The sequence below is a fragment of the Ornithinibacillus proteolyticus genome (genome assembly GCF_039581225.1).
Taxonomy (GTDB): Bacteria; Bacillota; Bacilli; order Bacillales; family Amphibacillaceae; genus Ornithinibacillus; species Ornithinibacillus massiliensis.
The window spans coordinates 1-26,582 of record NZ_JBCPXV010000032.1 but is presented as its reverse complement, the minus strand read 5'-3'; the positions used below and the strand labels follow the sequence as shown (position 1 = coordinate 26,582).

At 36.2% G+C, this 26,582-nt stretch carries 16 protein-coding genes and 1 riboswitch; of the genes, 3 read left to right on the top strand and 13 right to left on the bottom strand.

What is annotated here, in order from left to right; genetic code table 11:
• Positions 1-19: 19 nt before the first annotated feature.
• Positions 20-1,633 (bottom strand): amidohydrolase, encoded by a 1,614-nt coding sequence (locus AAIB49_RS14205; RefSeq protein ID WP_343458391.1) that lies wholly within the window; start codon positions 1,631-1,633, stop codon positions 20-22.
• A gap of 181 nt (positions 1,634-1,814) precedes the next feature.
• Between AAIB49_RS14205 and AAIB49_RS14200 the strand changes: the two genes are divergently transcribed.
• The gene (locus AAIB49_RS14200) at positions 1,815-2,210 is read left to right on the top strand and encodes a ribonuclease HI family protein (RefSeq protein ID WP_343458390.1); all 396 of its coding nucleotides are present in this window, start codon (positions 1,815-1,817) and stop codon (positions 2,208-2,210) included.
• Positions 2,211-2,370: 160 nt separating this feature from the next.
• Positions 2,371-3,273 (top strand): aldo/keto reductase, encoded by a 903-nt coding sequence (locus tag AAIB49_RS14195; protein ID WP_343458389.1) that lies wholly within the window; start codon positions 2,371-2,373, stop codon positions 3,271-3,273.
• A gap of 120 nt (positions 3,274-3,393) precedes the next feature.
• On the opposite strand, the gene cbpA is transcribed toward AAIB49_RS14195, so the two are convergent.
• The 3 genes from cbpA to AAIB49_RS14180 form a co-directional block, all read right to left on the bottom strand.
• Positions 3,394-4,020, bottom strand: coding sequence for a cyclic di-AMP binding protein CbpA (gene cbpA / locus AAIB49_RS14190; RefSeq protein WP_339213562.1), 627 nt, complete (start codon positions 4,018-4,020; stop codon positions 3,394-3,396).
• 263 nt (positions 4,021-4,283) lie between these two features.
• On the bottom strand, positions 4,284-4,790 hold the full coding sequence (locus AAIB49_RS14185) for a hypothetical protein (protein ID WP_339213560.1): 507 nt from the start codon (positions 4,788-4,790) through the stop codon (positions 4,284-4,286).
• Positions 4,791-5,091: 301 nt separating this feature from the next.
• The gene (locus AAIB49_RS14180; RefSeq protein ID WP_343458388.1) at positions 5,092-6,012 is read right to left on the bottom strand and encodes a DMT family transporter; all 921 of its coding nucleotides are present in this window, start codon (positions 6,010-6,012) and stop codon (positions 5,092-5,094) included.
• A 196-nt stretch (positions 6,013-6,208) separates the two neighbouring features.
• Here AAIB49_RS14180 and AAIB49_RS14175 point away from each other — a divergent pair, with 196 nt between their 5' ends.
• Positions 6,209-7,444 (top strand): TraB/GumN family protein, encoded by a 1,236-nt coding sequence (locus AAIB49_RS14175; protein ID WP_343458387.1) that lies wholly within the window; start codon positions 6,209-6,211, stop codon positions 7,442-7,444.
• 504 nt (positions 7,445-7,948) lie between these two features.
• On the opposite strand, the gene AAIB49_RS14170 is transcribed toward AAIB49_RS14175, so the two are convergent.
• From AAIB49_RS14170 to AAIB49_RS14130, 9 genes are all read right to left on the bottom strand, one after another.
• Entirely contained in the window at positions 7,949-13,300 is a 5,352-nt protein-coding gene (locus AAIB49_RS14170; RefSeq protein ID WP_343458386.1) for a diguanylate cyclase, read from the bottom strand.
• Between the two features lie 596 nt (positions 13,301-13,896).
• Positions 13,897-19,290 (bottom strand): diguanylate cyclase, encoded by a 5,394-nt coding sequence (locus AAIB49_RS14165; protein WP_343458385.1) that lies wholly within the window; start codon positions 19,288-19,290, stop codon positions 13,897-13,899.
• Positions 19,291-19,451: 161 nt separating this feature from the next.
• A riboswitch (cyclic di-GMP riboswitch) is annotated at positions 19,452-19,536 on the bottom strand.
• A gap of 413 nt (positions 19,537-19,949) precedes the next feature.
• On the bottom strand, positions 19,950-20,807 hold the full coding sequence (locus AAIB49_RS14160; RefSeq protein WP_343458384.1) for an ABC transporter permease subunit: 858 nt from the start codon (positions 20,805-20,807) through the stop codon (positions 19,950-19,952).
• Positions 20,807-21,592: a phosphonate ABC transporter, permease protein PhnE gene (gene phnE, locus AAIB49_RS14155; protein WP_343458383.1), complete on the bottom strand. Its 786-nt coding sequence runs from the start codon at positions 21,590-21,592 to the stop codon at positions 20,807-20,809. The genes AAIB49_RS14160 and phnE overlap by 1 nt, the downstream gene beginning before the upstream one ends.
• Positions 21,593-21,603: 11 nt before the next feature.
• Entirely contained in the window at positions 21,604-22,368 is a 765-nt protein-coding gene (gene phnC / locus AAIB49_RS14150; protein WP_343458382.1) for a phosphonate ABC transporter ATP-binding protein, read from the bottom strand.
• Positions 22,369-22,640: 272 nt separating this feature from the next.
• Positions 22,641-23,660, bottom strand: a complete 1,020-nt coding sequence (locus AAIB49_RS14145; RefSeq protein WP_339213548.1) for a PhnD/SsuA/transferrin family substrate-binding protein — start codon at positions 23,658-23,660, stop codon at positions 22,641-22,643.
• A 306-nt stretch (positions 23,661-23,966) separates the two neighbouring features.
• Positions 23,967-25,307: a short-chain fatty acid transporter gene (locus AAIB49_RS14140; RefSeq protein WP_339213546.1), complete on the bottom strand. Its 1,341-nt coding sequence runs from the start codon at positions 25,305-25,307 to the stop codon at positions 23,967-23,969.
• 201 nt (positions 25,308-25,508) lie between these two features.
• A complete protein-coding gene (locus AAIB49_RS14135; protein ID WP_339213544.1) occupies positions 25,509-25,679 on the bottom strand; it encodes an aspartyl-phosphate phosphatase Spo0E family protein in 171 nt (56 codons plus the stop codon).
• A 175-nt stretch (positions 25,680-25,854) separates the two neighbouring features.
• Positions 25,855-26,313, bottom strand: a complete 459-nt coding sequence (locus tag AAIB49_RS14130; RefSeq protein ID WP_339213543.1) for a chemotaxis protein CheX — start codon at positions 26,311-26,313, stop codon at positions 25,855-25,857.
• Between the last annotated feature and the right edge of the window lie 269 nt (positions 26,314-26,582).

Sequence of the window (26,582 nt, the reverse complement as noted above, 5' to 3'; positions counted from 1 at the left end):
ACCTTTTCCCCCTAAGACTCTAATTTGTTTGGTGCAAGGATTTTTGGTAGTGAATATCCCCACCTATTATGGTCATCTCTATAGCTGTTTCTAAAAGCTCATCTGGGTCATTTATTTCAAAAGGATTAGTTGAATAAACTGTCATATCGGCTAGCTTTCCTCTAGATATCGTTCCCTTTAGTGTTTCTTCATTAGTTGGATATGCCCCCATTTTTGTAAATAGCTTAAACCCATCATACATCGAGAGTTTCTCCTCGGAATTCCATCCCTCATGCCGGTCACCAGGTGCTCTTCTTGTTACAGCTGCATGAATGCCTAACAATGGGTCCATCGGTTCGACCGGTGAATCCGAGCCACCTGCACAAATAACGTTTGCGTTTAATAAAGTTTTCCAAGCATAGGCAAGCTTCATCCGTCTTGAACCTAGTCTTTCCTCCACCCAAGGAAAGTCACCGACAACAAACCTTGGTTGTATATCAGCAATGCGGCTAGGTACTGCTAATCGATTAATTAGATTTTCCCGTAATACTTGTACATGTATCAATCGATCACGGTAAGCTACAGCTGGGAACTGGTCTAAAATGTCCAATATATTTTCTAATGCTTTATCCCCAATCGTGTGAACTGCTATAGGCATGGAAAGATTTCTTGCTTTCCGAACTACATCATATAGTTCATCATTCGTATGCATTGCTTCACCAACATTATGTGGATCATCCGTATAAGGCTCTGATAATAATGCGGTTCTCCTTCCAAATGCTCCATCTGCAAATAGCTTTACTGCTCCAATCGTTAACGTTTCATTTCCGTACCCTGCATACATACCAGATTCCTTCAAATCATCTAAGTAATCATAATCAATTAAAAGGTTACAACGAAGTCCAAGTTTCTCTTGATTTAATAACTCATCAAACATCCGATACGTACGATGAAGCCCTCCTAAATTGTTGGTATCATTTGTATGTACACTGGTTAACCCTTGGCTAATAGCAAGCTTCATCGCCTGGCGCAATGCATCTTTTAAATCATCATAGGAATATTCCGGAATATGAGCCGTAAAAATGTCTGCTGCAGACTCTAGAATAAGCCCTGTCGGCTGCTTCAACGTTTCATCTAGTTCAATTGAACCACCTTGAGGCATTATCATATCACGATGATAATGACAAACCTCCAAGGCTTTACTATTCACTAATGCTGCATGACCACAAACGCGTGGAATATAAAGAGGATTATGTGGAGAAACAGAATCTAGTTCATTAATAGTAGGAATCCCACCATCTATAAATAAATTTTCATCCCACCCTCTCCCAACTAGCCATTCTCCCGGTGAGAGGGTTGCTGTTTTATCTTTGATTTTTTGAAGCATGGAAGTTTTCGAGGTTAACCCGGTCACATCTAAGTTTAATAAATTGATAGCTATCGACGACAGATGTAGGTGGCTATCTATTAATCCTGGGGTAACTGTTTTACCGTCTAAATCCACTACCTTCGTATCAAAACTCCCCCAATATGACGTCATTTCCTCCTTAGTTCCCATATCAATAAATCTACCTTCTTCCACGACAACTGCTTCTACACATGGCTTTACCGGATCAAAGGTATAAAACTTCCCATTGATAAAAATTTTTCTCATTATAACTTCTCCCTTTCAATTAGTCGTTATAATTTTCTTATTTTTATCAATATACAAACAATTACTCGTTTAGTCAATGCGTTATGCTAAAGATAAATCGGTTATCTTTCATTCATTTTTTCTTATATGGGATCTATGATAATATGTAGATGAATTCTAAGTAGCAGGGAGAGAAGCAATCTTGATAGAAGTATATACGGACGGCGCTGCTAGTGGAAATCCTGGCATTAGTGGTGCTGGCATTTATATAAAAGGGCAAAAAAAACAGTATGAATATAGCCTCCCTCTTGGTGTCATGACAAATCATGAAGCTGAGTTTTATGCTGTAATTAAAGCACTAGAGATATGTGAAAAAGAGTTCCCAAATGAAATTCTATCCTTTCGTTCCGATTCCCAAACCGTTGTACAAGTGGTAGACAATGATTTTACCAAAAATAAAACATTCCTCCCTTTACTAGAAACCATTCGGGAAAAAACGGCAAAATTTCCCTATTTCTTCATCAAGTGGATACCAGAAAAAGAGAATGGACATGCGGACCTGTTATCCCGAAAGGCTATTCAAGCACAGCGGTCTTAACTGATCTATTAGCACATTCTCAAAGACAAGCGAAGGAAAAAGGAGTATAGTAGATGTAAAGAATTTTCAACCAATTGAAGGAAATAGCCTAACGAGGCATCTACTCAGTGCTAGAGATAATGTAAAGGATGAAAACGTTAAATGAAGGAGCCAATTAATCATGGAAAGAATACAGCTTGCAGAGGATTTATCTTTTTCTAGAATTATTCACGGTCTATGGCGGTTAGCTGATTGGAACTATAGTGCTGACCAATTAGTAGACTTAATTGAATATTGTATAGACCAAGGGGTCACTACATTTGATCATGCCGATATTTACGGTGGATTTCAATGTGAGGAGCTATTTGGTAATGCACTTGCAATTAAGCCTGGACTTCGACAAAACATTGAGATCGTAACCAAGTGTGGGATTGTCTTTCCCTCTCCTAATCGACCGGAACACAAGTCACATCATTACAACACATCAAAACGCCATATTATCCAATCTGTAGAGAATTCTTTAAAAAATTTCCGAACAGATTATATTGATACGTTATTAATTCACCGACCAGATCCCTTTATGGATCCTGAACAGGTAGCGAGTGCCTTTCATGAATTAAAAGCTTCTGGGAAAGTCAGACACTTTGGGGTATCTAATTTCAAGCGTCATCAGCTTACAATGCTTGAATCTTATTTAGATGTAGAACTTGTGACGAACCAAATTGAACTTTCAGCATACCAGTTAGAGAATTTGGAAGATGGAACGTTAAACCTTTGTCTAGAGAAGCGAATCGCTCCCATGGCATGGTCCCCACTAGCAAGAGGACAAATTTTCACGAATGAAGATGATAAAGCAGTACGGTTACGTAAGGCATTAGAGAAAATCGCTAGTGAAATGGGTAGAAGTAGTATCGATGAAATATTATACGCATGGATATTAAATCATCCCGCTAAGGTAATGCCAATCGTAGGTTCAAGTAAAAAGGAAAGAATTCAAAAAGCAGTGAATGCTTTGAATATAGAATTATCATTAGATCAATGGTTTGAAATTCTTTACGCATCTATGGGGCATGAGGTGCCTTAATGTAGAGATGAAAGCAAAATGACTATCAGATGCATTATCGCATTTGATAGTCATTTTATCTTTCTTGTTTACATAACAAAAGGACTCTAGTGAAAGCTGTACTATCGTTAGCCTAACTGCCTAACTCAACTTCTCAATATCTGTAACCGTAAAATTATTTTTATCCAAGTCCAATCGAATCTTCTCCGCTAATTCTTCATCCACTTCTTTTGGAAGCACAATGCAAACTCTTCTTACATAATTAGAGTTGTTATTTAAAGAAATAACACTTTGTACATTACAATGTCGATTTACAATTCTTAGCATTTTTTGTAGTGCACCAGCATATTCAATTGTACCGATTGTAAAGGAGTAGCTACCATTATGTACTCCCCAAGCATTTTCAAGAACTTGAATAACATTACCATTCGTTAAAATCCCTAAAAAGTCCATGGAGTCATTAACAACTGCTAAATAAGGAAGCTTTTTAATAGAAGAGAATACTTGAAAGAATGGGGCGTCTTCCTTAATGTATCCCTCACGGTCAGATACTAACTCAGATAATGTGCCAACCAAGGAATAATCAAGCTCATATTCTAATAAATCAACCTTATATATATTCCCCACGTATTTCTCTCCCGTTTCATCAAGAACCGGAATACACCGATAACCAGAATCTTCTATGGTCTTCATTACAGATTCTAGGCTATCACTTTCTTTTACAAATACTACATCATTCTTATTAACATAATCATTTTTGACAAGCATTCCTATCCCCCCAAGACTAAAATTAGGGCACTACAAATGAATATAGGCCTTTTATATATTTAACATTATTTTCAGTAAAATAGCAATAACCGAAAAGTCGTTTACACAAAGGTTCATTACCTCACTAGGAATGGACAAGCCCGTGATTCATTCTAACGATGTAAATGAATTACAGTTAAAGCCAACCTAACAAAAATACTGGTAGGATAGTAGTTCTACCTATGTATCGCTACTATTCTACCAGTCTCTTTACCTAATTATTCTTATTCATCTTCTTCAACAAAGTTATATTCCTCAAGTAAATAATCATAATGATCGGCAACCGCCTTATTCTTCTCTTCTGTAATCGTATTTAACTCGACTACCTCTTGATCTAGTGTCATCAATTCTTCTTCTGTCGTATTCTCATCTAGAAGTGCCTCGAAGAATTCTTTTTCTTTCAACACTGTAGCTTCTAAAGAGTTAGCCTGCTCTTGAAGTAATTTATGGTATTCCTTTGTTGCATCATACTCGATCTTTTGTCCATCATAATAGTCGTTAATCTCATTAACTACAGGAATGATTTCATTATCATATAAGTCCATTACTTCCTCTTCCGTTTCCATCACCATCATTTGTTCATATAGACTAGCTAATTTATCCATTAAAGGATGAACCTCATCCACTACTGCATTGTGATACTCTAATACTTCATCTTCTTCTGGTGAACTACATGCTGCTAGAACCATTGCTAATACTAGTCCCATCACTACTAATAATAATCTTTTCATGAAAACTATCCCCTTTATTTTTTACTCTTAAGTCATTTTAAAGTAAATTCTAGAACTGTCAATTAGGCAATTAAACCTAATGAAAACCCATTAGTCATTAAGTCTCATTTCTCATAGTTGTCCATATCAACTTTTTAACAAACCATTCACTCAAAACAGGGAATATGCAATCAGTAAAAATCCATTATTTGGTAATTACATAGTACCTACGATTCATTTTGATAACTTTGTAAAAAATATGGCAACTTCTATATAAAAACATGTCCTCCCTCTCATTGGGAAGAACATGTTTAGCTTAGCTTTATGCTTTCTTACTATGATAATTTACAATAACAATACCAAACGCTACTAATACGATTGCAACGAGGATAAAACTATTCAGCATCTCACCGGAAATAAACATCGCAGACAATACAGCTCCAGAAACAGGAACGATAAACTTATACATACTTAATTCGCCTGCATGATTATATTTCAATAATGAGTACCATAGAGCGAAAGCAACTGATGAAAGAAGAGCCGAATAGATAAATAAACCGAGTCCAAATGAGGTGAATGTCATAGCACCTTCATGTAAGAATGGAAAGCCAACTACTAACATGATTAACCCACCAATGGTTAGCTGCCATCCTGTAATGGCGAACGGGTGAATCCCCGATGCTAGCTCTTTTGCCATAATCGTTGCAATTGCCGCTGTTAATCCGGACAGTATCATATAGCCTTCACCATCCCACTGGAAGCTTATCTGAAATTCTTGCCCCCAGTTTGCGACAACAATTCCTAGAAATCCTGTCAAAAGACCAACGGATTTCTTCCAGCTCATTCGATCACTTCGGTAGTAAAAGTGAGCCAAAATAACGGTGAAAAAGGTTCCCCCAGAAGAAAGGATTGCCCCTTGCATTCCAGAAACATTTGCAAGTCCATTATAAAAGAAAAAGTACTGTAAGGATGTTTGTACAATACCAAGTATCGTTAAGATTAGAAACTGCTTTTTCGTAACCTTTATTCTCTTCCAGTTACTACATAATAAAAATAGTAGTACAATTAATCCGGCTAGTAAAAAGCGCCCACCAGCAAAAACAATTTTTGCTGCTATATCTCCTGGAGCCATTTGCAGCTCCTCATAGCTAATCTTTAATACAGGAAAAGCACTTCCCCATAATATAGAACAAAATACTGCAATCCCTATGACACTCCATTTATGTTGAAAAATCCCTTTCAAGATTTTCATCTCCCATTACTTAGAATATAAAAGTCCAAATACATATCTTATGCCAATTATTAAATGAAGGCAAAGCATACGAATCGGGGCACCTTTTGATAATCAACTTGCGAGATGGTGGTTGCTCTACTTTACGGCAATTTGATATAGTGGTGGAAAATACTGCTAATCGCTGTACAACATTGGGGGAGATTTTTTGAAGAATTTGCTACGCGTTTTCTTGATGGTGCTCATCATTGGCTTAACTGCCTGTCAGAGTAATCAAACAGATGGGATTTATTTTGAAGACTATCAGCTTGAGAAAGCTATCCGTGCTGAGATCAATAAAGTTTCTGGAGACATTTTACAAGAAGATGTACAATCCATTACCGACTTAGATGTATCGAACAAGCGAATTAAATCCTTAGAAGGAATAGAGAATTTAGATTCCGTTACAAAGCTGAATTTACAGAACAATAGTATCGAGGATTTATCGCCACTTCAGGAAATGGCTAGTTTAGAAGAAGTATCTATTGGAGGAAACCCGTATGATGATACGGATGTAAAAAGTCTTCAGGATAAAGATATAACGGTCATTACAAAAGTAGAAGTGGAAGTACGAGGTGAACCAAACGGTCCAGGGGGATATCTTTGGAAGGTTGAACATGGCGATACTACGGTTTACTTACAAGGGACTATCCACACTGTAACCGATAACTTTTTTCCTTTGAATCGTAAAATCGAAGAAGCCTATGCAAAAGCAGATGTAATTGTTCCAGAAGTTGACCTTAATAACATCAGTATGTTTGAAATGCAGGCTATCTATATGGAATATGCCCTATATGAAGATGGCTCGAGCATTCAAGACCATCTATCTACGGATTTATATAAGGAACTTGACCGTGTATATACAGAACTAGGATATTCCATTGACATGTTTGAGCAATTCAAACCGTGGTTTCAATCGAATCTAATCCAGAATTTAATGATGGAAGAGCTTAATTTCACAGATGGCGTCGACTTATATTTTCTAAATCGTGCAGAACAGGATCAGAAGGAAATCGTCGCCCTTGAGACTGCGGAAGATCAATTATCGATATTCGCTAATTTATCTGAGGAATTCCAAGTCCAAATGCTAGAAGAATCCTTGGTCGAAATAGAGGAATTAAATGAACAAATGCTAGAGTTGCTGAACCTATATAAGGAGGGAGACGGCGACAAACTGCTAGACTACTTAACGGTAGAACAAGAAACAACTGCTGAAGAGCAAGCCTACATGGAAGCACTTAATGATGACCGAAACTATAAAATGGCTGACAAAATTGCAACTTTCCTTGAGGAAGATAGCGGTGAAACATACTTCGTCATAGTAGGCACCTTACATCTACTTCAAGAACCCCATATCCTTTCTCTCCTAGAAGAGAAAGGATATACAGTAGAGCAGATATTATAGACGAAGGCTATTTCCGAGAATAGTGCATTAAAAATGAATCTTGGTGCTTGTACGGGAACGGATAGGAAAACCGTTCCCTTTTTCTGTTTTCCTTTTGGGTCACAGAGACTGATTCTCTGTTACCTTTTTTCGCTTCTCTTCCTCTTTTGGGTAACAGAGACTGACTCTCTGTTACCTTTTTTTGCTCCCCTTACTCTTTTGGGTCACAGAGACTGACTCTCTGTTACCTTTTTTTGCTTCTCTTCCTCTTTTGGGTCACAGAGACTGACTCTCTGTTACCTTTTTTTGCTCCCCTTACTCTTTTGGGTCACATAGGGAGGATCTCTTTAATACTGGCAAAAAGGTTTTCTATACCTTACCGTTTAAAAAAAGGGAAGGGCATCTGCTTGGGATTGTATATTTTCTTATACGTAAAATAAAAAATCCGAGCTACTAGGAATTCTCATTTTTCAGTAGTAGTTCGGATTTTTTATTGCTCGTAAGTTTTCACTTTCGTTTGCGCTTCTAAATCATACCAGCTAGCAAACTACTATAGATACTTACCATATTTAAATCATCTGCACCAAATTCCTTGAACCTACTGGGTGCTCTAAGATAGATAGCACCAAGTACACTTCCATTAACCATAATTGGAACAGCTAAAATTGAATCCCAGTCTGGTAAAGCATTAATCTTATTATGCTTATCCTTCACATCCCAAGTAATCGTATAGAGTCCACGTTCCTCCAATATAACCGAATGCAATATATCCTGTTCTATCGAGACTTGCTCTAACCACCCTTCTTCCTGTGCTCTCCTTCCATATACCTTTTCCCCATTAGGCGTATGCAATAAAATATAACCCACCTGTGCCTCTGAGATTTCAATCATTCTTCCTAAAAATTGATAGATTTTTTCCTCCGTAGATAGGTTTTTAACAGAAAGCTGGATGAGCTCCACCATAGCTAAGACATTTCGGGAATCTTTAATATCATCTCCTGTGAGAATGCCTGCTAGCTTATTTTGCGGCTTGGATGTCGTGAGAAAATCCTTATACCAAACTTGGGTATTATTCCGCCCTTTTTCCTTTGCAACATACAAGGCTTGGTCTGCTTTTTCAATTAATGCTTTTACTCGCTGTCCATGAAGCGGATATGTCGCTATTCCAATACTGACGGTTATATCAAACTTATCTCCTAACAGCTGTTGTGCGGCAATTTCCTCACGCACTTTATCTGCAAACACTACTGCTTCTTCCGTTTTAATGTTTGGTAAAATAATAATGAACTCTTCCCCACCGTATCGACCTAAAGTATAAGACTCATCGAGCATATCCATAACGATATGAGATACAGTTCGTAATATTTCATCCCCGATTTGATGGCCATATCGATCATTTACCTGCTTAAATCTATCGAGATCAAACATGACGATACTAAAAGGTTCCCCTGTACGTTTGGATACATCTATTGCCTCTAATAGCGCATCGTCTAAATATTTTCTAGTTAACGTACCTGTCAGTTTATCAATGCTTGCTGAAAGCTTTAACTGATGCTGTTCTAGCATTGTAGCTAAAAAGCCCATCACTTCCTTACATTTTTCTACTCCTGCTTCATTAAAATTATTCACAATCAAATCAGATTCTAAATAGATATAACCTAGAATAGACGGACTAGAATTACCGTGATGCTGAGTGATTGGAATGCACATGATACTTTGTAATCCTTTAGGTAATAAGTCTAATTCCAGCTTTTGTTCCTTAGCACCTAAAATAACAGCCTCTCTTGTATCATGAACGAGATTAATCATATAGCGATTTTGTGGTAGTTCACGATTCCCATCTGTTGTGCTTAGAACTGCTAATTCTTCCTTTTGATTATCCGTAATAATGATTCCCCTCGAAGCAAGTGTTATCCCTGTGAGATAATGTAATAGCATATTAATATTCTTTATTGTATGAGGGCCAACCTTTAGTATCATATCCTGGGCTGTACGAATTTCCTTTGAATATTTCATCATATGCTGTTCGCGAATGTATTCCATATATTCCTCATGTTCCAAAAATACGCTAACATAATCTTTTGCGAGAAATCGATTTAAATCCACTTGAGACAATTGATCTTGCTTACCATTTTCTTTATCCGTTACTATATGTTGCTCTTTAGATATCCAATTGTAAGTTCGTTCTAGACCTATAAACCCTTTGGCATAATGATGATGATTCACATAAGTTAGCTGGTATTGCTTCGGCACACCTTCCACTAACGATTTCACTAACTCGGTACTCTCTAAATAATAATTGGCAGCACCATACCATTTCTTAGCTTTAAAAGCATACTCTCCCAATACCATTAAGATTCTAGCTATTAATTCCCGATTTTCACCCTGTTTCGCTAGCTTCAACCCTTGCTTTAAATAATTTATTGATTTCTTAGAACTATCCTTTGTTCCAAGAAAATAATAATATCTTGCTTTTAAAGCATCCGGTGTTTTATCTGTAAATAATTCCTCCAGCTTCTTACTCAGGTTACTGGTTAGAGAATAATAACCACGTTCACTTAACACAATCAAAGCCGTTGTTATTACTTTTATATTAAACGTAATATGGGGTATTTTTTCTACTAACGCTAGCACATTAGAAATAATCTTCTTTAACTGCTCTTTCGGTGCTTTCCTTAAAAGATGAAGCTTCTGATAGGTGATGGCACTATCAGAATACATGTTGTCACGGCCTTTATTGAACTCCACGACTAATTTTCCAAATTCATCGGCACGCTCGAAGTCACCGATAAAGTGAAATAGATTCATGCTCGTATTATAGTATTCAAATAGATCTAATTCACGAGAACTATCTTCCTTATGTAATGCTTCTATAATGTGATAATATTTAAATGCTCGCTTGTACTCTGCCATTTCTGCAGATATAAAGCATAGTTGATTATAGAGAGTACTTACAAGCCAACTTGCTCGACCCGCTTGTGCTTTTTCAAGCGCATATTTAAAATAATCATATGCTTCAGAAAAATGATATGCGCTAGCATGAATTCTACCTATACTAGTTAACGCTTGAATTTCGGTCTCAAAAATACCATACTTTTCACTAATATCCCTTACCTTTTCAAAATAATTTATTGCCTCATCGAATTCATTTCGAAAGGATGATTGAGAGATAATACCGATATTGTTAATCGCTCCTAAATAGCCTTTCAAATATCCTGCATGCTCTAGAAGCTTCATCGCCTTTTTAAAATAGGCTTTTGCCTTATCATAACGATTATTTTGTGCACTAGAGAACCCTAGTAACAAGTAGGCTCTTCCCGTTATTTTAGGAAAATCATCCCCACTTTCCGCAATAATTTCCTTTAAAATAATATCTGCTTCATCTAAGTGGTTTTGTATATTTAGTAATAATGCGTGCAGTCGCTTGTATTCAAGCCTTGATTCTTTATCCAATATTATAGGGAAGTTTTCATCTATTTTTTGTAAATAGTGCTTTAGATTGTCCACTTTATAAGACGTTGCAAATAGATTTCCTAGCTCTAAATATACTTTTAAAATTAAATCTTGCAAATTATGTTTCTCGGCAATTTCCAATGCATACTCATAGGTTTTTAATGCTTGCTCTGTTTGATTGATTTCAATGCATAGCCCACCTATTTTCAACAGAATTGCTGTTTTTTCATATGGATTTACCATTAACTTCTCCGCTTTTTGAAGATATTGCACTTCCTTTCTAATTTCATGCTGAGCATGGAGTTGCTTAGCAATATCTAGATAATAATCCAGACACTTTTCCCAATTGTGAGCACCTTCATAATGATGAATTAGCTCCTCGATTTTAGTATCCGAGGCTTTTTCCATTAAAGCTGCCGCATGTGCATGCATGGTAATCTTTGTCTTTGCATCAATACTGTCATACACAATCCGCTTTAATACCTTATTATAAATATCAAAAAGAAAACCATAATCCGATACTAATTGATGAACTATTCCTTTTTGAACTAAATGATCGACAGTAGAATGTATGAATACTTCATCTAACTCGAGATACGCACTAATTACGTTTTTAGAGATTGGCTTATTATAGATTGCGATGGTCTCCAGAATTTGTAATGCGATTTTTTCTAAGTCCCGTAATTGGTTTACTAGCACTTGTTCAATACTTTCCGGAATTTCTAATGCATTATAATCTAGCAGAATACTCCACATACCATTATCCTTATTAATTTGAAGAAGCCCTCGACTATACAGATCCTTCATAATTTCCTGTATAAATAATGGGTTTCCAAAAGAACGGGCATATATTTTCTCTGTTAACCTAAGTGGTTTATAAGATAAGGACAGAATTTGCATGATCATTTCTGCTACTTGCTCTTCTGTTAACAGATCTAATCGGATAATACTGGTGTCTAATCGCTTTTTCATTAAATGATAGTTTTCTAGAAAATCCTTCTCCCCATCCTCTCTTAGTTCACCTGATACAATAAACATTAAATTATTTTGATGGGTATTGTTCGTGCTCAAGTAATGTAATAAATTTAATGTGAACCTATCCGCGAGATGAAGGTCGTCTATTAAGAATACCGCTGGCCTCCCTTGTAAGCTTTCATTAATAAAAGCACCTATACGATTTAACAGCCGATATTCGCTATTACCATCTGTTACATAGTCTAATGAGGTTGGCGCTCCACCTTTTTCTAATTCCGGAAAGTACTTTACTAGTTCTGCATGATATTTACGTAAAATAGAATAGTCTGTTTGACTGATTAGCTTTTGCAGAATATCTAGCCATAGGTTTTTACTATTCCCAGTACTTCCTAGGTGAAAACTTGCATATATCGTTACTTTACGTAGTTCTAGTAAATAATGAAGTTCTTGGAGAAAGCGGGTCTTGCCAATCCCATTTTCACCTTGAACAAAGATGATACGTTTGCTCGGCTTATAGCTCATCATATTCTGGACATTATTTAAAACATATGATAATTCTTCATCTCTTCCGATGATACGGGTATGAAAATGAAGCTTATCCAATGCCTCTTGATCAATGATGGAAATATCGGTATCTAGTCTTTCGCTAAGCTCTGTTATCATATCTTGAATAGTTAGATAGGGATAATCCTCTTCTGTCCCTATCATTTTCTTGATAATAGGTAATAGGTTATGTAGCCTATGTCGATCATGAGCAAGATAAGATTGCTCTAAATTTTCTTCGAGTGATTGAAGCGCCTGCTTTGGATTTTCTATGTAAGCTTGTTTGGTTATCATCGCTAATAGAATTAGTCCTAACGCGTACATATCTGTCTCAATATTTGGCTCTATTCCAGCTAATAATTTGGGGGAGTTATAGTATGAATTCTCTAAATCATGATGAGAATACTTTTCTAATTCAATGGTAGCAAGATCTTTTAATTTCGGGAGAAGACGATTCCCTTGTTTGATTGGGTAAATTGCCTTCAAATTTAACGCTCCATAAATAAAACCACTTGTATGTACATAGTGGACTGCCGAACAAATTTCGATGAATTGTTCGATTACCTCATCAATGGAAAACTGCTGTATCAACGAAATGTATGATTCATTCTTTCTATCAAATTCTACGGTGTAAAAAAATGCCTTTTCTGTATAAGGCTTATTATCAACAAAGGTGACGGCGCCGAATTGTTCATTTCGTGCTATTCTTTTACTTGATAAATTCTTTATGGCTATAAATTGCTTCTCAAAAAATTGAATTAACGAACTGGGTGTATATTCCGAGCTTAATAGATTTAATTGAACATAGCGGTTCTCATGGAATAAATCCATAGCTAAATAGATGGATGCGATTCTATTTTGCTCCAAAAGCTCGACAAGTCGATACCGATTATTAATAACTTCCATGGACTTCACCTCGTATTCGTTAAGTTGAAGGGGATACCGTTTAAGTTCTCGCCTATTACGATAAAAAAAGAGAGACTGGGACAAAAGGATTAATCTTAAAGTAAAAACCGAATGATGAGCAAAGACCACGCTCCGGAAATATACTTGCGGTTGCTTCCAGTACAGGGGCGACATCTGCTCGATAAAACCATCGCAGTGTCTACCTTGCACTTTATCACAGCATAAGTGCGACATCTGCTCGAGAGAACCTCGCAGTGTCTTCTTTACCGCCGGGCGGCTGGTGAGCCTCCTCGTGCTACTTCTTTAGGGGTCTCAACCTTGCCCTATCCTCCCCGTTTTCGTCTACGTATATTTCCGGAGCTAGTATCCTGTATCATTCGGTTTTACATTTAGTTCTTTTAGTTATGTCCCGTCCTCAACATAATTCATGCATAAAACCAACAAATTTGTTCATCAGGCTATCATGAGCGATTATACTGGTACTCCCTTAACACCTGAGTCTTATCATTCGAATAGTTTTTAACTAAGGATTTTTGATTATTACTCATGACGAATCTATTCATTATAGTTTGATAATTCAAATGTTATTGATTTTATTATATAATATTTGCCACTAATTCACTATACACGTTCATGACATTTAACTCATCCGCTCCAAATTCTTTTAGCCTAGCAGGTGCTGACATATACATAACACCCTTTACCGTTCCATCAGCCGTTATTGGCATTGCTAGTATAGAATCCCAATCAGGCAATCCATTAACGGGGTTAATCTTCTCTGTTGCTTCCCAATCAATGGTAAACATACCACTTTCCTCTTTTAGGACTGTCGTAATAATCTGCTGATTAAAGGTATGTTCTTTGACCCATTCTTCTTCCTGGGACTTCCTACCATAGGACTTTATAATGGAACTCCCTTCTGTGAGTACAATATATCCATATTGTGCTTCCATAATTTCAACCATTCTACCAAGAAATTGATAGATTTTTTCCTCAACTGTTATAGGAAGGTTGGTTAATTGGATAAGTTCAACTAATGCTAGTACATTTCTCGCATCCCTTATTTCGTCACCAGAAATGATTCCAGTGAGCTTATTCGCTGGTTTCACTTTGTCATCAAAATCCTTTTGCCAAACTTGAGAGTTGTTACGCCCGTTCTCTTTCGCAATGTATAATGCTTGGTCAGCCTTTAGAATAAGCTCACGGACGGTTTGACCGTGTTCAGGATAAGAGGCTAGCCCCATACTTAAGGTTATTTCCTGCTTATCACCTAATAGCTTATGATCTTGAACAGTAGAGCGTAATGCTTCTGCAATTTCCTGTGCATCCGCTATATTGACTGAAGGAAGAATAATAATAAATTCCTCCCCACCATAGCGTCCCAATAAACTGTTCTGATCGAGATTTTCCAATATAATCTGGGAAACTTCCTTTAGAACTTTGTCGCCAATTTGGTGCCCATAACGATCATTAACGCCTTTAAATTTATCCAAATCGAACATAATGATGCTAAATTCATTGCCATTTTTCCTTGTGTAATCTAGGGTGTTTTGTAAAGCATCTTCTAAATACTTTCTTGTTAATGCACCTGTTAATCGATCAATCGAAGCAGTAATCAATAATTGGCGTTTCTCCATAAGTAATGCAAGGAAGTTACTCAGCTCCATACACTTCTCTAAGCATGACGGATTAAAGTTATTCACGATCCGGTCTGTTTCCAAATAAATGTAGCCTAGTAATTGATGACTTTCGCCTACTATTGGTCGTGATTCTACCTTCTTAATTATAGGAATGCATAGAATAGCCTTTATATCATCTTCTAACAATTGATGATCTACCTTATCATGTGTCAGTCTATCTGATAGTAGAACAGGCTTCATCGTGGACCTAACACGATTAAAGATAGCAATATTTCCCGGTATACTAGTACCCTTATCAAGGGAAGAGAGAACCGTTACTTGCTGTCCCTTTTCCTCAGAAAGAATATACCCGTTAGTCGCAAGAAATCGACCAGAAAGAAATTTTACGATTATGGTTAGATTTTTCGATACATCACTGTCTAACTGTTTCAAAAGATCCTCTGGTTGAAAAATCCCATCAGATAACTTTTCCATATAGTTACGACTAATATTACGCATAAACCGATCATTTTCCATAAAGAAATCAATCTGCTCGGTGTTTAAAATAGCTATTAGTTCATCTAAGGAGCTGACCGTATGAACCAACGCCTCTTGCTCTAAAATCTGCTCTTGTTCGGATTGAATCCACCTTTTTATTTCATTAAGTCGATAAAATTCCCTGGAGAAGCTTCGACCATTAATGTAGTCCAATTTATATTCATCTGGAAGCTGCTGAATTAAATCTTTAATCGTTTCAAAAGCTTCTAGATAATAAGCGGCTGCTTCATAATACGCTTTTGAATTAAAGTAATAATTGCCTATATCTGCCTGAATACGAGCGGTTAATTCCTTACTTTTAGAGATTTTCGCTAAATGTAAGCTGCTTTCAAAATAAGTGATGGAACATGACCGATCTAAGTTAAACGCAATGATTCCCTTCGCATGCTCATATATAGCCTTTAATCTATATGGTGTGTCCTCACTAACTAAGTCTTCTACCATAGAAAGTAATTCCGCCGCTTGGTGGTGTTTCCCCTTCCTACTAAGATGCTGGATAGCTTCGCATAGTCGTTCAATGCTACTTGACTTGTTTGTAATTTTGTCAATAACCTTCACAATTTGTTTCACTAAAAAATCATCGAAGTCTTGTTCCGGCTCTCGTAATTGATTGATGAGGACTTGTGCAGTTGCAGTATATTTCATCATATTTTCATGCTCACTATGGAACGCGATTATTTTTTGGGAATAACGCTCTGCTTCTACATAATTACCAAGAGACTGATACAGCTTCGCGCAAGTTTGATAATAACCACCAATGTCAAAGCCCTTATTTGGATTATCCTGTAAGTCCACTTGCAATTTATTGTAATATTCTAAGGCATCCACAAAATTATTTCGCTCTAAACTCACCTGTGTTAAATAATTTAATAGCATATACCTCTCCAGAACGAGATTGTAACGCTCTGCCTTCGTTAACCCTTGGTTAAAGTGTTCAAATGCCGTATTATAATCGAATTGATTGAGATAGGCTTCTGCAATATTGATTAGTGCCAATACTTCACTTGTATAAATGCCATATTCCTCACTCAGCTGTTTAACCTCTAAATGATATTCCATCGCTTTGTCATAATCTTCATAGACCTCTGCATAAAGCGCACCTATATTGTTGAGCGATAATAGCATAGCTCTTGCATTCTGAGCTTCTTCTGACAGTTTACAAGACTCATGATAGGCCTCTAAAGCCTCCTCCGCTTTTCCTAAGTGTACAAAAATAAATCCTAATGTTCTGTATGCATTCCCCTTTATTTCCAAAAATTTGTTACCGCACTCTGCAATTAATTCTTCAAAAAGAGCTGCTGCCTCTACTATTTGATTCTCCTCGGTAAGCAAGATAGCTTGAAGACGTTTCACTTCTAACCTTGCCGCTTCATTAGGATGGCTTGTTAAAATATGTTCTACCTTCTCGATATACTCTCTTACCTTGGCAAGCTGATAGATTGCGTGATTCGCATTTGCTAGATGTAAGTATGCCATTATTAAATGGTCCACATGGTTTTCTTCCAGTGCAAGTCTCTCCGCCTTCTCCAAATACTCAAAAGCTAATCTGGTATCTCCTGTGTCAGTTAATAACGATCCTATCTCAAGATAAAATGCTGTTTGTTCTACAGGATTAACTGTTATATCGAGCGCTTTTCTTAGATTTTCAATTTGCCCTTTCGTATTCCATCTACCCTTCATCAACTTAGCTTTTTCAAGGTAATAGATTCTTGCTTTTTCCTTATTTCTAGCATTTGAAAAATGGAAAATAATTTCATCGAGGTTCTTCTCCAAATCCATTCCGTTCAATTCTGCTAAACTAGTTGCTGCTAGCTGATGCTTCGATATCCTCTCTTGCTGGGAAATTCTATCGTACACAACGTTCTTCAATATCTTGCTGCGAAAATCATATAAGTAAGAGCTATCATCAATTAGCCGCTGCAAGATTCCCTTATTCACCAATTCCTCTAATTGTTCATCCACCATCAGTGTATTTGGTAAGAGCTTCTCTATTATGTGTGTGGCAATTGGCTTAGAAAATATGGAGATACTTGTTAGAATATCCATTTTTTCCGGATCAAGATCCTTCAATTGGTTGACTAATGCATGCTCAATATTATTTGGCAAATCTAAGAGATTATAGTCCTCTGATTCCTCTGGTAAATCAATTTGCCATCTTCCAGTTTCTTCACTTACATAAAGAATTCGACGGCTATACAAGTCTTTTATAATTTCCTTTATAAATAACGGATTACCATAGGACTGACTATAAATTCTGCTTGAGAGTTTTTTAGGTGTAAAGGAAATGGATAGAATGCTTTGAATCATTTCTCCTGTTTGTTGTTCATCTAATTGCTCCATCCGAATGGTTTCTGTATCAGGGCGCCTTTTCATCATATAGATAAATTCAGAAGCGACTGAATTCGGTGAAACCGCTCGATCCTCACATGAAAAAACTAAAGTCAAATTCGTATTCTCTAATACTTCTGTACATAAATAGTTAAACGTATCAATTGTAAATTCATCTGCGAGATGAATATTATCGATAATCATTACCGTTGGCCGATTTTGGATACTTTCATTGATAAAACCTGCAATGCGATTTAGAAGTCGATACTTTGTATGATGTTCATTAGCATAGTTAAGCGAATCGTTATAATTCTGATCCATAAGTTCTGGGAAATACTTAATTAATTCAGTATTATATTTCTCTACTATGGTATTATCTGTCTCCATGATTAATTTTCGTAAAATATCAATCCACATTTCCTTACTATCTGTGGATGTATGACTCAAGCTATAGCTCGCATAAACACTTGCTTTGCTTAGCCCAAGTAAAAAGGTAGCTTCTCGTAGAAAACGAGTTTTCCCTACACCATTGACACCTTGAACGAAAAAGATCCGTTTCCCCGGCTGATAGGCAATCATCTTTTCATACGCTCTCATGACAGTCTTCATTTCATTTTCTCTACCAACAAGCTTAGTATAAAGATTTAACCCATATATTTCTTCTTTCTTTATAATCGAGTAGTTCGTACCCAGTACTGTATTTATATCTACGATTACTTCATAGAGGTTGGTATAAGTATTTTCATTTTCGGTATTTAATAGTTTTTTCACAACAGGAATAAGTTGTTTCACTCGTTTGTCATTCGAGTTCTCAAGCAGCGGGGTGAACTGTTTTTTAGGTTCTTCTATAGTAGGTGTTTTCGTTATGAGTGCGAGTAGAATAACACCTAAAGCATACCTATCTGATTCCGCATCTTCTGGCACTCCTGCTAAGACCTTTGGTGATTGATATACCGGGTATTCTATTCGTTCTGCATGGGTTAATTGTTCCATATGTATGGTAGCGATATCCGTTAGTAGCACTTGAGAGTGTCCTTCCCCCTTCAATACTCGAATAGTATAGGGGTTTAATGCACCATAAACAAACCCCTTTAAATGGAGGGAGTATACTGCTGAGCATATCTCTACAAAACAATCCATAATCTCATCAAATGTCATGTTTTTTGTTGCCTGGAACAAGTCTCCTGTTCTCGGAATATAATCCGAAGTAAAAAAGTATTGCGAGTCTACCTGTCGTTTGTTATCAATATAGAAGACCTTATTAAAGCTATAATTTCGGATAATTGCTTTACTCGTTATACGTTTAATATCCAGGAAACGAGTGATATAAAAGTCGATCAGAGGCTTTGGTAAATATTCATTATTTAATAAGCTTAACAGAATAACTTTGTTTTCTTTGCGCATATCATATGCTGAATAAACCATGACATGCTTCTCTTGTTTAATAAGTTCTTTTAACCTATATCTATTGTTGATGATTTCCATATCCTTCACTCCACTTGAAATATCATACCTGTATTAAGGTTTGACAATTGTAGTTTTTGATATCGTATAAGTGTATACATATTGGGAGCTTCCTTCACTACGATGATTCATTGCATACCATAAGAAAAAGCTATTCAAATATGTGAATAGCCAAAAACTGTTTTGGTAGCCAGGCGATCATCGTCTTTCAACATTAGACCCTTTGCTTTGCGTCCTACTCTTTCGAATAGTTTGCCTTTTTCAACACATCTGGTATTTAATTACTATTACTTATTACCTATTCTACACCAATTCTACAAAAATTCAATAATTTGACAATATATTCATGAATTGTTTTACAATATTATAATTTCTAAAACATCAACTAGTACTTTATACCCGGAAATGGTATCGATTAAACGTATTTCCCCTATTTTCTTGGCAAGGTTTTATGCAAAATTATCGATGAACATCGTTAGAAGATGACCGCTTTCGTTTACTAGTTTTTATATTTGCGTGTTCCTGTATTCCGTCTTCATTGCGCAAAACAACTAGTTCTTTATACCCTGAATAATCACACTTTTATTCCTTCTACTAATATAAAAACCTTTGTATAAAGGATATTATTCCTTTATACAAAGGTTTTAGGATTCTATAATCGTATTCGGCTATAGGATTAATTAGTTTTTCACTGTTGAAGGAAAATATCGGTCCTTCAAGCGAGTGGAGATAAATTCTAGTATAATGGCAATGATTAGAATAAGATATGTGATTAAACCTACTTCTCTAAGGTCATAATAGAAGCCGGATGCCATGAAAAGTTCAAAGCCTATACCGCCTGCTCCAGCTGCTGCTCCCATGGCAACTGCAACGGAGAAGTTAATTTCAAAACGTAAAAATGTCCAAGATAGTAAATAGGTAAAGGTAGATGGAATAATCCCGTGCATGATCGTATGCCACCAATTAGAACCTGTTGCTTTTAATGCTTCTAAAATACCAGGATCTATCTCTTCAAATGCTTCAGAGAATGCTTTCACTAGGTACGCCACAGAGTGGAATAACATCCCCAGAACTGCTGCTTCACTACCAAGTCCTGCTGCAATAGCAAATATTAGCACCCAGAGAACAGTTGGTACTGCGCGAATAAACGCTACTAAAATTCTCACTGTTTTAGACAACCAAGGTTTGGATAGATTTTCTGCTGCCATTAAAGCTAAAAAGAAAGCAATAATTGCGCCTAAAATTGTAGCTAATATCCCTAAACCTAATGTTACACCAACTTGATAGAAGGCTTCTCCCCAACTAAAATGATTTAATGTAGGTTCAAAGAACATTACCCTAAGATTATGTAAGGTTTCCGTTACGGCTCTTTCTATCTGCAAGCCCATATAGTTAAAAAAGAAAAATGCTAGAATAGTTAATATAGTCAGTATCCAAATGGTCCATTTGATAACTAAATCTATCTTGTTTCCGGATTTAATATCAATTTTTCCGCTTTTTGTTCGTTTTATAGTAGAAGGTTTCAAACCTACTTCCATTATAAGATCACCTTCCGTATTTGGTTAGATATCAATTCAATTACAATAACTGAAATAACGATAGTAGCAGTAATTAAGGCAACTACTGGATAGTTCATATTCTTATAATATAAATCAAACAGGTAGCCAATCCCTGTTCCAGTTAGTATTCCAACTAGTGTAGCACTACGTATATTCGTCTTAATCATAAACAATATCCAGCTAAGCATTTGTGGAATGCTTTGTGGTAGGACGGCTTTACTAACGATTTGGAAATAGGTTGCCCCAGTAGCCGTCAATGCTTCTACAGAGCTCTGATTAGTTTCATCAATCGATTCAATAAATGCTCTCGTTAAAAACCCTAGAGTTCCAACAAATAATGCTAGAAAACCAGTCAATGAATTCTGTCCAAATGAAATCAAGAGAATTAAAGACCATGCTACAACAGGTATATTACGAGATAGCGATGCAATGAATCTCGCAAGCATACTGAATATATTATTTGTTTTCGTTGTTTTTGAACCTAGTAAAGCTAAGAATATGGAAAAGAATGCTGCAATTGTCGTTGCGGCAATAGACATGAAAATCGTCTCATTCAGCTTCACTAATATATTTGGTAGCCTCTCAAAAGAATCTTGCGTAATCATTAAATTGGAAAATATCCAAGTGAAAGCAGCAGGAATGGTAGCGATGCTTTCTATAAAGTTAAAATCTGTTATGCTTGAGGACAGATAGGTGATGACAATAATAATGATAAACATTAAGGTTAACTGCATCTTTTTCTTACGTAAAATTTTTACATCCATTGCTATTCCCCTTATACGGTGATTAATTCTTTTGATTCCATTTCATATATATGTTCTATTTTATCTGTTGAAAGTAAAGGACTTGGCCCGTCAAATACTACTTCACCTTGCTTCAAACCAATAATTCGGCTTGCATAGTCTTTAGCAACTTCTACCTGATGCAGATTGACAATACAAGTAATACCAAGCTCCTCCGAAATTTTCTTTAAATGATCCATAATGATTTTTGAAGAGTTAGGATCCAGTGAGGCAATTGGTTCATCACAAAGAATCAGCTTCGGTTCTTGAATAAGTGCACGACAAATACCAACTCGTTGCTGCTGCCCACCACTTAATTGATCACACCGCTTATAAGCATGTTCTGCTATACCTAATTTCTCTAATAGGTCAAACGCATTTTGCTTCTCTTGCTCAGTAAAGCGCCCAAGTATACCTTGTAAAGTAGACTTGTAACCAAATCGTCCATGTAGCACATTTTCAATTACCGTTAATCTCGGAACTAAGTTATAATGCTGAAAAATCATTCCAATGTTCGTACGTAATTTACGCAATTCCTTCTTACTTTGCGCTCCGACATCTTGACCATCAAAAAATACACTTCCTGGATTAATGTCAACCATTCGATTGATACAACGTAATAGTGTCGATTTACCTGCTCCAGAAGGACCAATAATCGAAACAAATTCTCCTGTATTAACTGTAAACTCCACATTCTTTAATACTTGAACTTCTGAATTATAGGATTTGTTTAATTCCTTTAATTCTAACAATGCCATCCATAACACTCCTTATTCTAGTTTATATTGGCGTAATTGAGTGAAAATGTGATAAGAGGCTGGTACAAGCGGCTTATCTTAGAAAACCTGAATCATAAAGGATAGTACGTATACCCCCAATTTGGAGATATACGTACATTCTTCCTAGTAAAGGACCTGGTATTTTTGCATAACTATGAATGTCTACTTGCACTTTACTTGTATATCGTTATTTCCATAGTAGTTCTTTTAGACTTTCAGATAATCCATCTTTTAGCCTTTAGATGAATGATTTACTTAGACAGTTCACGGATTGGATCGAACCAAGCGTCTTCAACTTCTAAGAATCTTTCATTATCTGTTTTAGAGAATAACCCAGACATATCGGAATCCTTTGGTACGAAGATTTGTTCATTATTTGCAATTTCATCTGAAGTAAATGCCTCAATTAATTTATTGATATCTTCTTCATTTAGAACTTCTTTATTAACTGCAAAAGGTGCATTAAGTACTGGTGTAACACTCATTAGAACGAACTCTTTACCAGTAACGGTGTTGAAAGGCTCCTCCGCATCATCTTTAACACGGTAAACCGATCCAATTTGATTTTCTTCTCCTTCAACTAATTCCACATAGTTGTCTACACAAGAATCACAGAAAGCTGCCACATCAGCACTACCATTTAAAAGGTTTACCGCTGACCCTTGGTGAGATCCACCAAATAGCACTTGTGAGAAAAATGGTCCACCCTCCATTAAGTCTTCTGCTGATAAATCTTTATCTTCAAAATGTCCCATAATCGTGTTACTTGGTACGACAAATCCAGAAGTAGAGCTATTGGATACAAATGAGAATTTTTTACCTTCAATTGTATCTAATGAAAATTCACCATTCTCTTTATAATCATCTTGCTCATCAACATTTACAGCTAACCAGCTATGATACTTTGCATCATCTAAAGTACCAGATGCACCACTTGTTACAACAATAGACTCAATTGCATCATTACGCTCTTTTGATTCTATGTATCCTTGAGCACCCATAAATGCTACACCAGCATTATTATTAGCGATAGTTTCAATTGCGATAGCGTAATCTGTTGTTAGATGATGTTTTACTTCTTTTCCAGTTGCATCAGCAATAGCCTCACCAATGGCATCACGAGCAGCTTTTAAATCATTACCAGATTCATTTGGATACCAAACGATATCAATAACATCATAATCCCCTGGCTCTTGTGCATTTCCACTATTACATGCACTTAATACAATAACTAAACCAATAAAAAACAGGACGCTAACGAACTTTTTCATTTTCTTCTTTCTCCTCCTAGTAATAAAAAGATGATATAGATTGGTTGTCTAAACCTGTTATCGGTACCTATTAAACCACAATCTCGTTAACTCATGTTTATATTTACTAACACTTTACGTAATTTTAAGATTATTTACATAATTTTAAAATTCGGTAGGATCTAACATAATATATAACGATTTTACCTATGTCAGTAGAGGAGGAGAGCTCCTTCTGACTTTCCGTATTTCTAAAAATATAAAAAGCAAACCTACTTAACTTAGTAGATTTGCTTTTTCATGTATCCATCTCTATAGTATTTCCATTTAGAAGAATAGCAGGCCTATCGATATTGGAATAAAACTAAAGAACAACACCATTACACAGAATCCCATAATATCACGGACCTTTAATCCAGCAATGGCAAGTAAAGGCAATGCCCAGAATGGTTGGATCATATTTGTCCAAGCGTCACCCCAAGCAACCGCAATCGCAGTCTTTGGTATATCTGCACCTAAATTCATGGCAGCACTCATCATAATATCGCCTTGAATTGCCCATTGTCCACCACCTGATGGAATAAAGAAGTTCAAGATGCCTGCGCTAATAAAGCTTAGCCATGGTAATGTAACTTCATTAGAAATATTAACGAAGAACATGGATAACTGCTCCGATAAACCTGAACTTGTCATCATTCCCATAATACCTGCATAGAACGGGAATTGAATAATTATGCCGCCAGCATTCTTTACAGCACCAGTCACACTATTTAAGAATCGACGTGGTGTACCATGGAATAAAATCCCTAAAAATAGGAAAATAAAGTTGACAATATTAAGGTTTAAATCAAACCCTTTGCTTACAAAATGGTACAAAACAAAGGCTAATCCTAGTATGCCAATAAGTAAGGATATGATTCTACTATTCTCCAAACGTTCCGCTGGCGTGACCGATTTAATTGTCTCTGGTTCTTCCTCTTCTTTTTCCATTACTTTCTGTTGTAAATTTAATAACTCTGGATCGATTTTCCCCACATTTCTAGCAGACTTCATTAGTAATCTATTCAATAATGGCAGGGTCAATAGTAATGTTCCAACGATAAACAAGTTAGGACCACCAAACAATGTTTCGGATACAGGCACAATACCAATTTCCTCTATTAGCATGTGATTATCTGTTGCTATTGACAGTGGAATAGATCCTGACAACCCTCCATGCCATAGTAAAAATCCGCTATAAGCACTAGCCATTAGTAAACGATAATCTGCTGAAGGAACACGTTTTGCAACGTGAATAGCAAGTAATGCTCCAACAACTAGACCAAATCCATAATTAATTAAACATGCAATAGACGCAACTAGTGTTACTAATAACACTGCTTGTCCTGGAGAATTAGCTAACTTACTAATTCTCCCTAGTAATTTTTTCACAATGGGACTATTAGCAAGAATATACCCCGTTACAACAATAAGTGACATCTGCATAGCAAACTCTAATAATCCCCAGAAGCCCCCACCCCAGTATTCCACCATATTAACAGGTGAGCTGCCAGTAAAAATCATCCCAAGTATAAATACAACAAAAGTAAGAATAATTGCAAACAGAAATGCGTCAGGTAAATACCTTCGAACCATTCGGTCGAAAAAATTCGTGATAGCACCTAGCATAAATTTCCCTCCTATATTTTCACTCTAGATTTACAACAATTTATTCGAATAAGTAGGTTTTATTCTAATGCCATTCTTATAGTTTAATCACTTTCATGTAAAAATCCAAGCATCTAGTTGAGGAGGTTGCTAGTAGAACATGTAGATATTTCGTAAGAGGTTCGTATAATGGAGGTCAAAGATGTGATTTTTCTCTTTCGTTTATTTCCTATCTCTCATATAGTTTATAATCATTGTATCCAATTCTTCGCTTACTTTTAGTACTTGTTGACTATTTAAACCAAATTTAGATGTTTCCTCGATTAATATGGCACGTTTGTTGTTAATTTCTTGTAACGATATCTTTTTATGGTCTTTTTTATATTTTTTCATGAATAACCTCCCCGATTGTATATACTAAAGTTATTCTTCACGAAATCAATCTCATATAATATAAGAAATAACGCTACTCTATCTATTCCTCTTTTTTTACTTTACTAATCCAGGTAAATGGACCTAGTATTCACAATAAAAAGCAATACATTATGAATAATGCATTGCTTCCTCATTAATCTATTACAAGGTATACATGGAGGTCACCAACAGCTTGAAAGCCTATCGGTAATCGAATGACCTTATCATACCCTAGAAGCTTTGTTATTCCTTCCATAATCGTTGGAGCAGTTATATCTGTTTTCATCCCATTTTGTCCAATATTAGTCGATAGTCCACCTGCAATTATATTACCTAATTCTCCACTTAGTGAGACAAGCATATCATCCTGAATGGGCATGCCAAACATTGCTTCACCAATTCCACTAAAGACTTGCCTATCACCAGATAAAACTAATTTACCTCTTATATCACCGGTAATACCAATAAATACACCATATTGAAGCTGTAGAGAATTACTAAAAAGCTCAGGCTTTCCTATAGTAGCCTGAATAGGAATTGAATTTCTAACTGCCATGATGGTGCCATTTAATAAGGCAGTGATGACTTGATTTTTTTCATCTGTTATGCTCAAAGCTGCTCCTCCTTCTAGGGTAGGTTTAATGTTTTCTAAAACAAAGTATAGGTATGGGTGATTCTAATAAGACTGTAATCTTAGTATATAGACAATCATACATGAAAATCAATAAATTCCGACAAAATCCGAAAAAAATTATAACAAATAGAGTAGGCGCATGAATCACTCATGCGCCTCTCGCAGTTCCGTACGTGCGGGTCATCGCATACGGCTCCTCCATGATTATTCCCTTTGGGAATGATGTTCATTGTAAATATCAACCAGAG

What these genes read in the sequence shown, in the direction of transcription:
- AAIB49_RS14205 (WP_343458391.1), bottom strand. Translation starts at nt 1,633, where the DNA reads ATGAGAAAAATTTTTATCAATGGGAAGTTTTATACCTTTGATCCGGTA.
- phnE (WP_343458383.1), bottom strand. Translation starts at nt 21,592, where the DNA reads ATGGATGTAAAAATTTTACGTAAGAAAAAGATGCAGTTAACCTTAATG.
- AAIB49_RS14135 (WP_339213544.1), bottom strand. Translation starts at nt 25,679, where the DNA reads ATGAAAAAATATAAAAAAGACCATAAAAAGATATCGTTACAAGAAATT.
- AAIB49_RS14145 (WP_339213548.1), bottom strand. Translation starts at nt 23,660, where the DNA reads ATGAAAAAGTTCGTTAGCGTCCTGTTTTTTATTGGTTTAGTTATTGTA.
- AAIB49_RS14165 (WP_343458385.1), bottom strand. Translation starts at nt 19,290, where the DNA reads ATGGAAATCATCAACAATAGATATAGGTTAAAAGAACTTATTAAACAA.
- AAIB49_RS14185 (WP_339213560.1), bottom strand. Translation starts at nt 4,790, where the DNA reads ATGAAAAGATTATTATTAGTAGTGATGGGACTAGTATTAGCAATGGTT.
- AAIB49_RS14160 (WP_343458384.1), bottom strand. Translation starts at nt 20,807, where the DNA reads ATGGAAGTAGGTTTGAAACCTTCTACTATAAAACGAACAAAAAGCGGA.
- AAIB49_RS14195 (WP_343458389.1), top strand. Translation starts at nt 2,371, where the DNA reads ATGGAAAGAATACAGCTTGCAGAGGATTTATCTTTTTCTAGAATTATT.
- phnC (WP_343458382.1), bottom strand. Translation starts at nt 22,368, where the DNA reads ATGGCATTGTTAGAATTAAAGGAATTAAACAAATCCTATAATTCAGAA.
- AAIB49_RS14170 (WP_343458386.1), bottom strand. Translation starts at nt 13,300, where the DNA reads ATGGAAGTTATTAATAATCGGTATCGACTTGTCGAGCTTTTGGAGCAA.
- AAIB49_RS14140 (WP_339213546.1), bottom strand. Translation starts at nt 25,307, where the DNA reads ATGCTAGGTGCTATCACGAATTTTTTCGACCGAATGGTTCGAAGGTAT.
- cbpA (WP_339213562.1), bottom strand. Translation starts at nt 4,020, where the DNA reads ATGCTTGTCAAAAATGATTATGTTAATAAGAATGATGTAGTATTTGTA.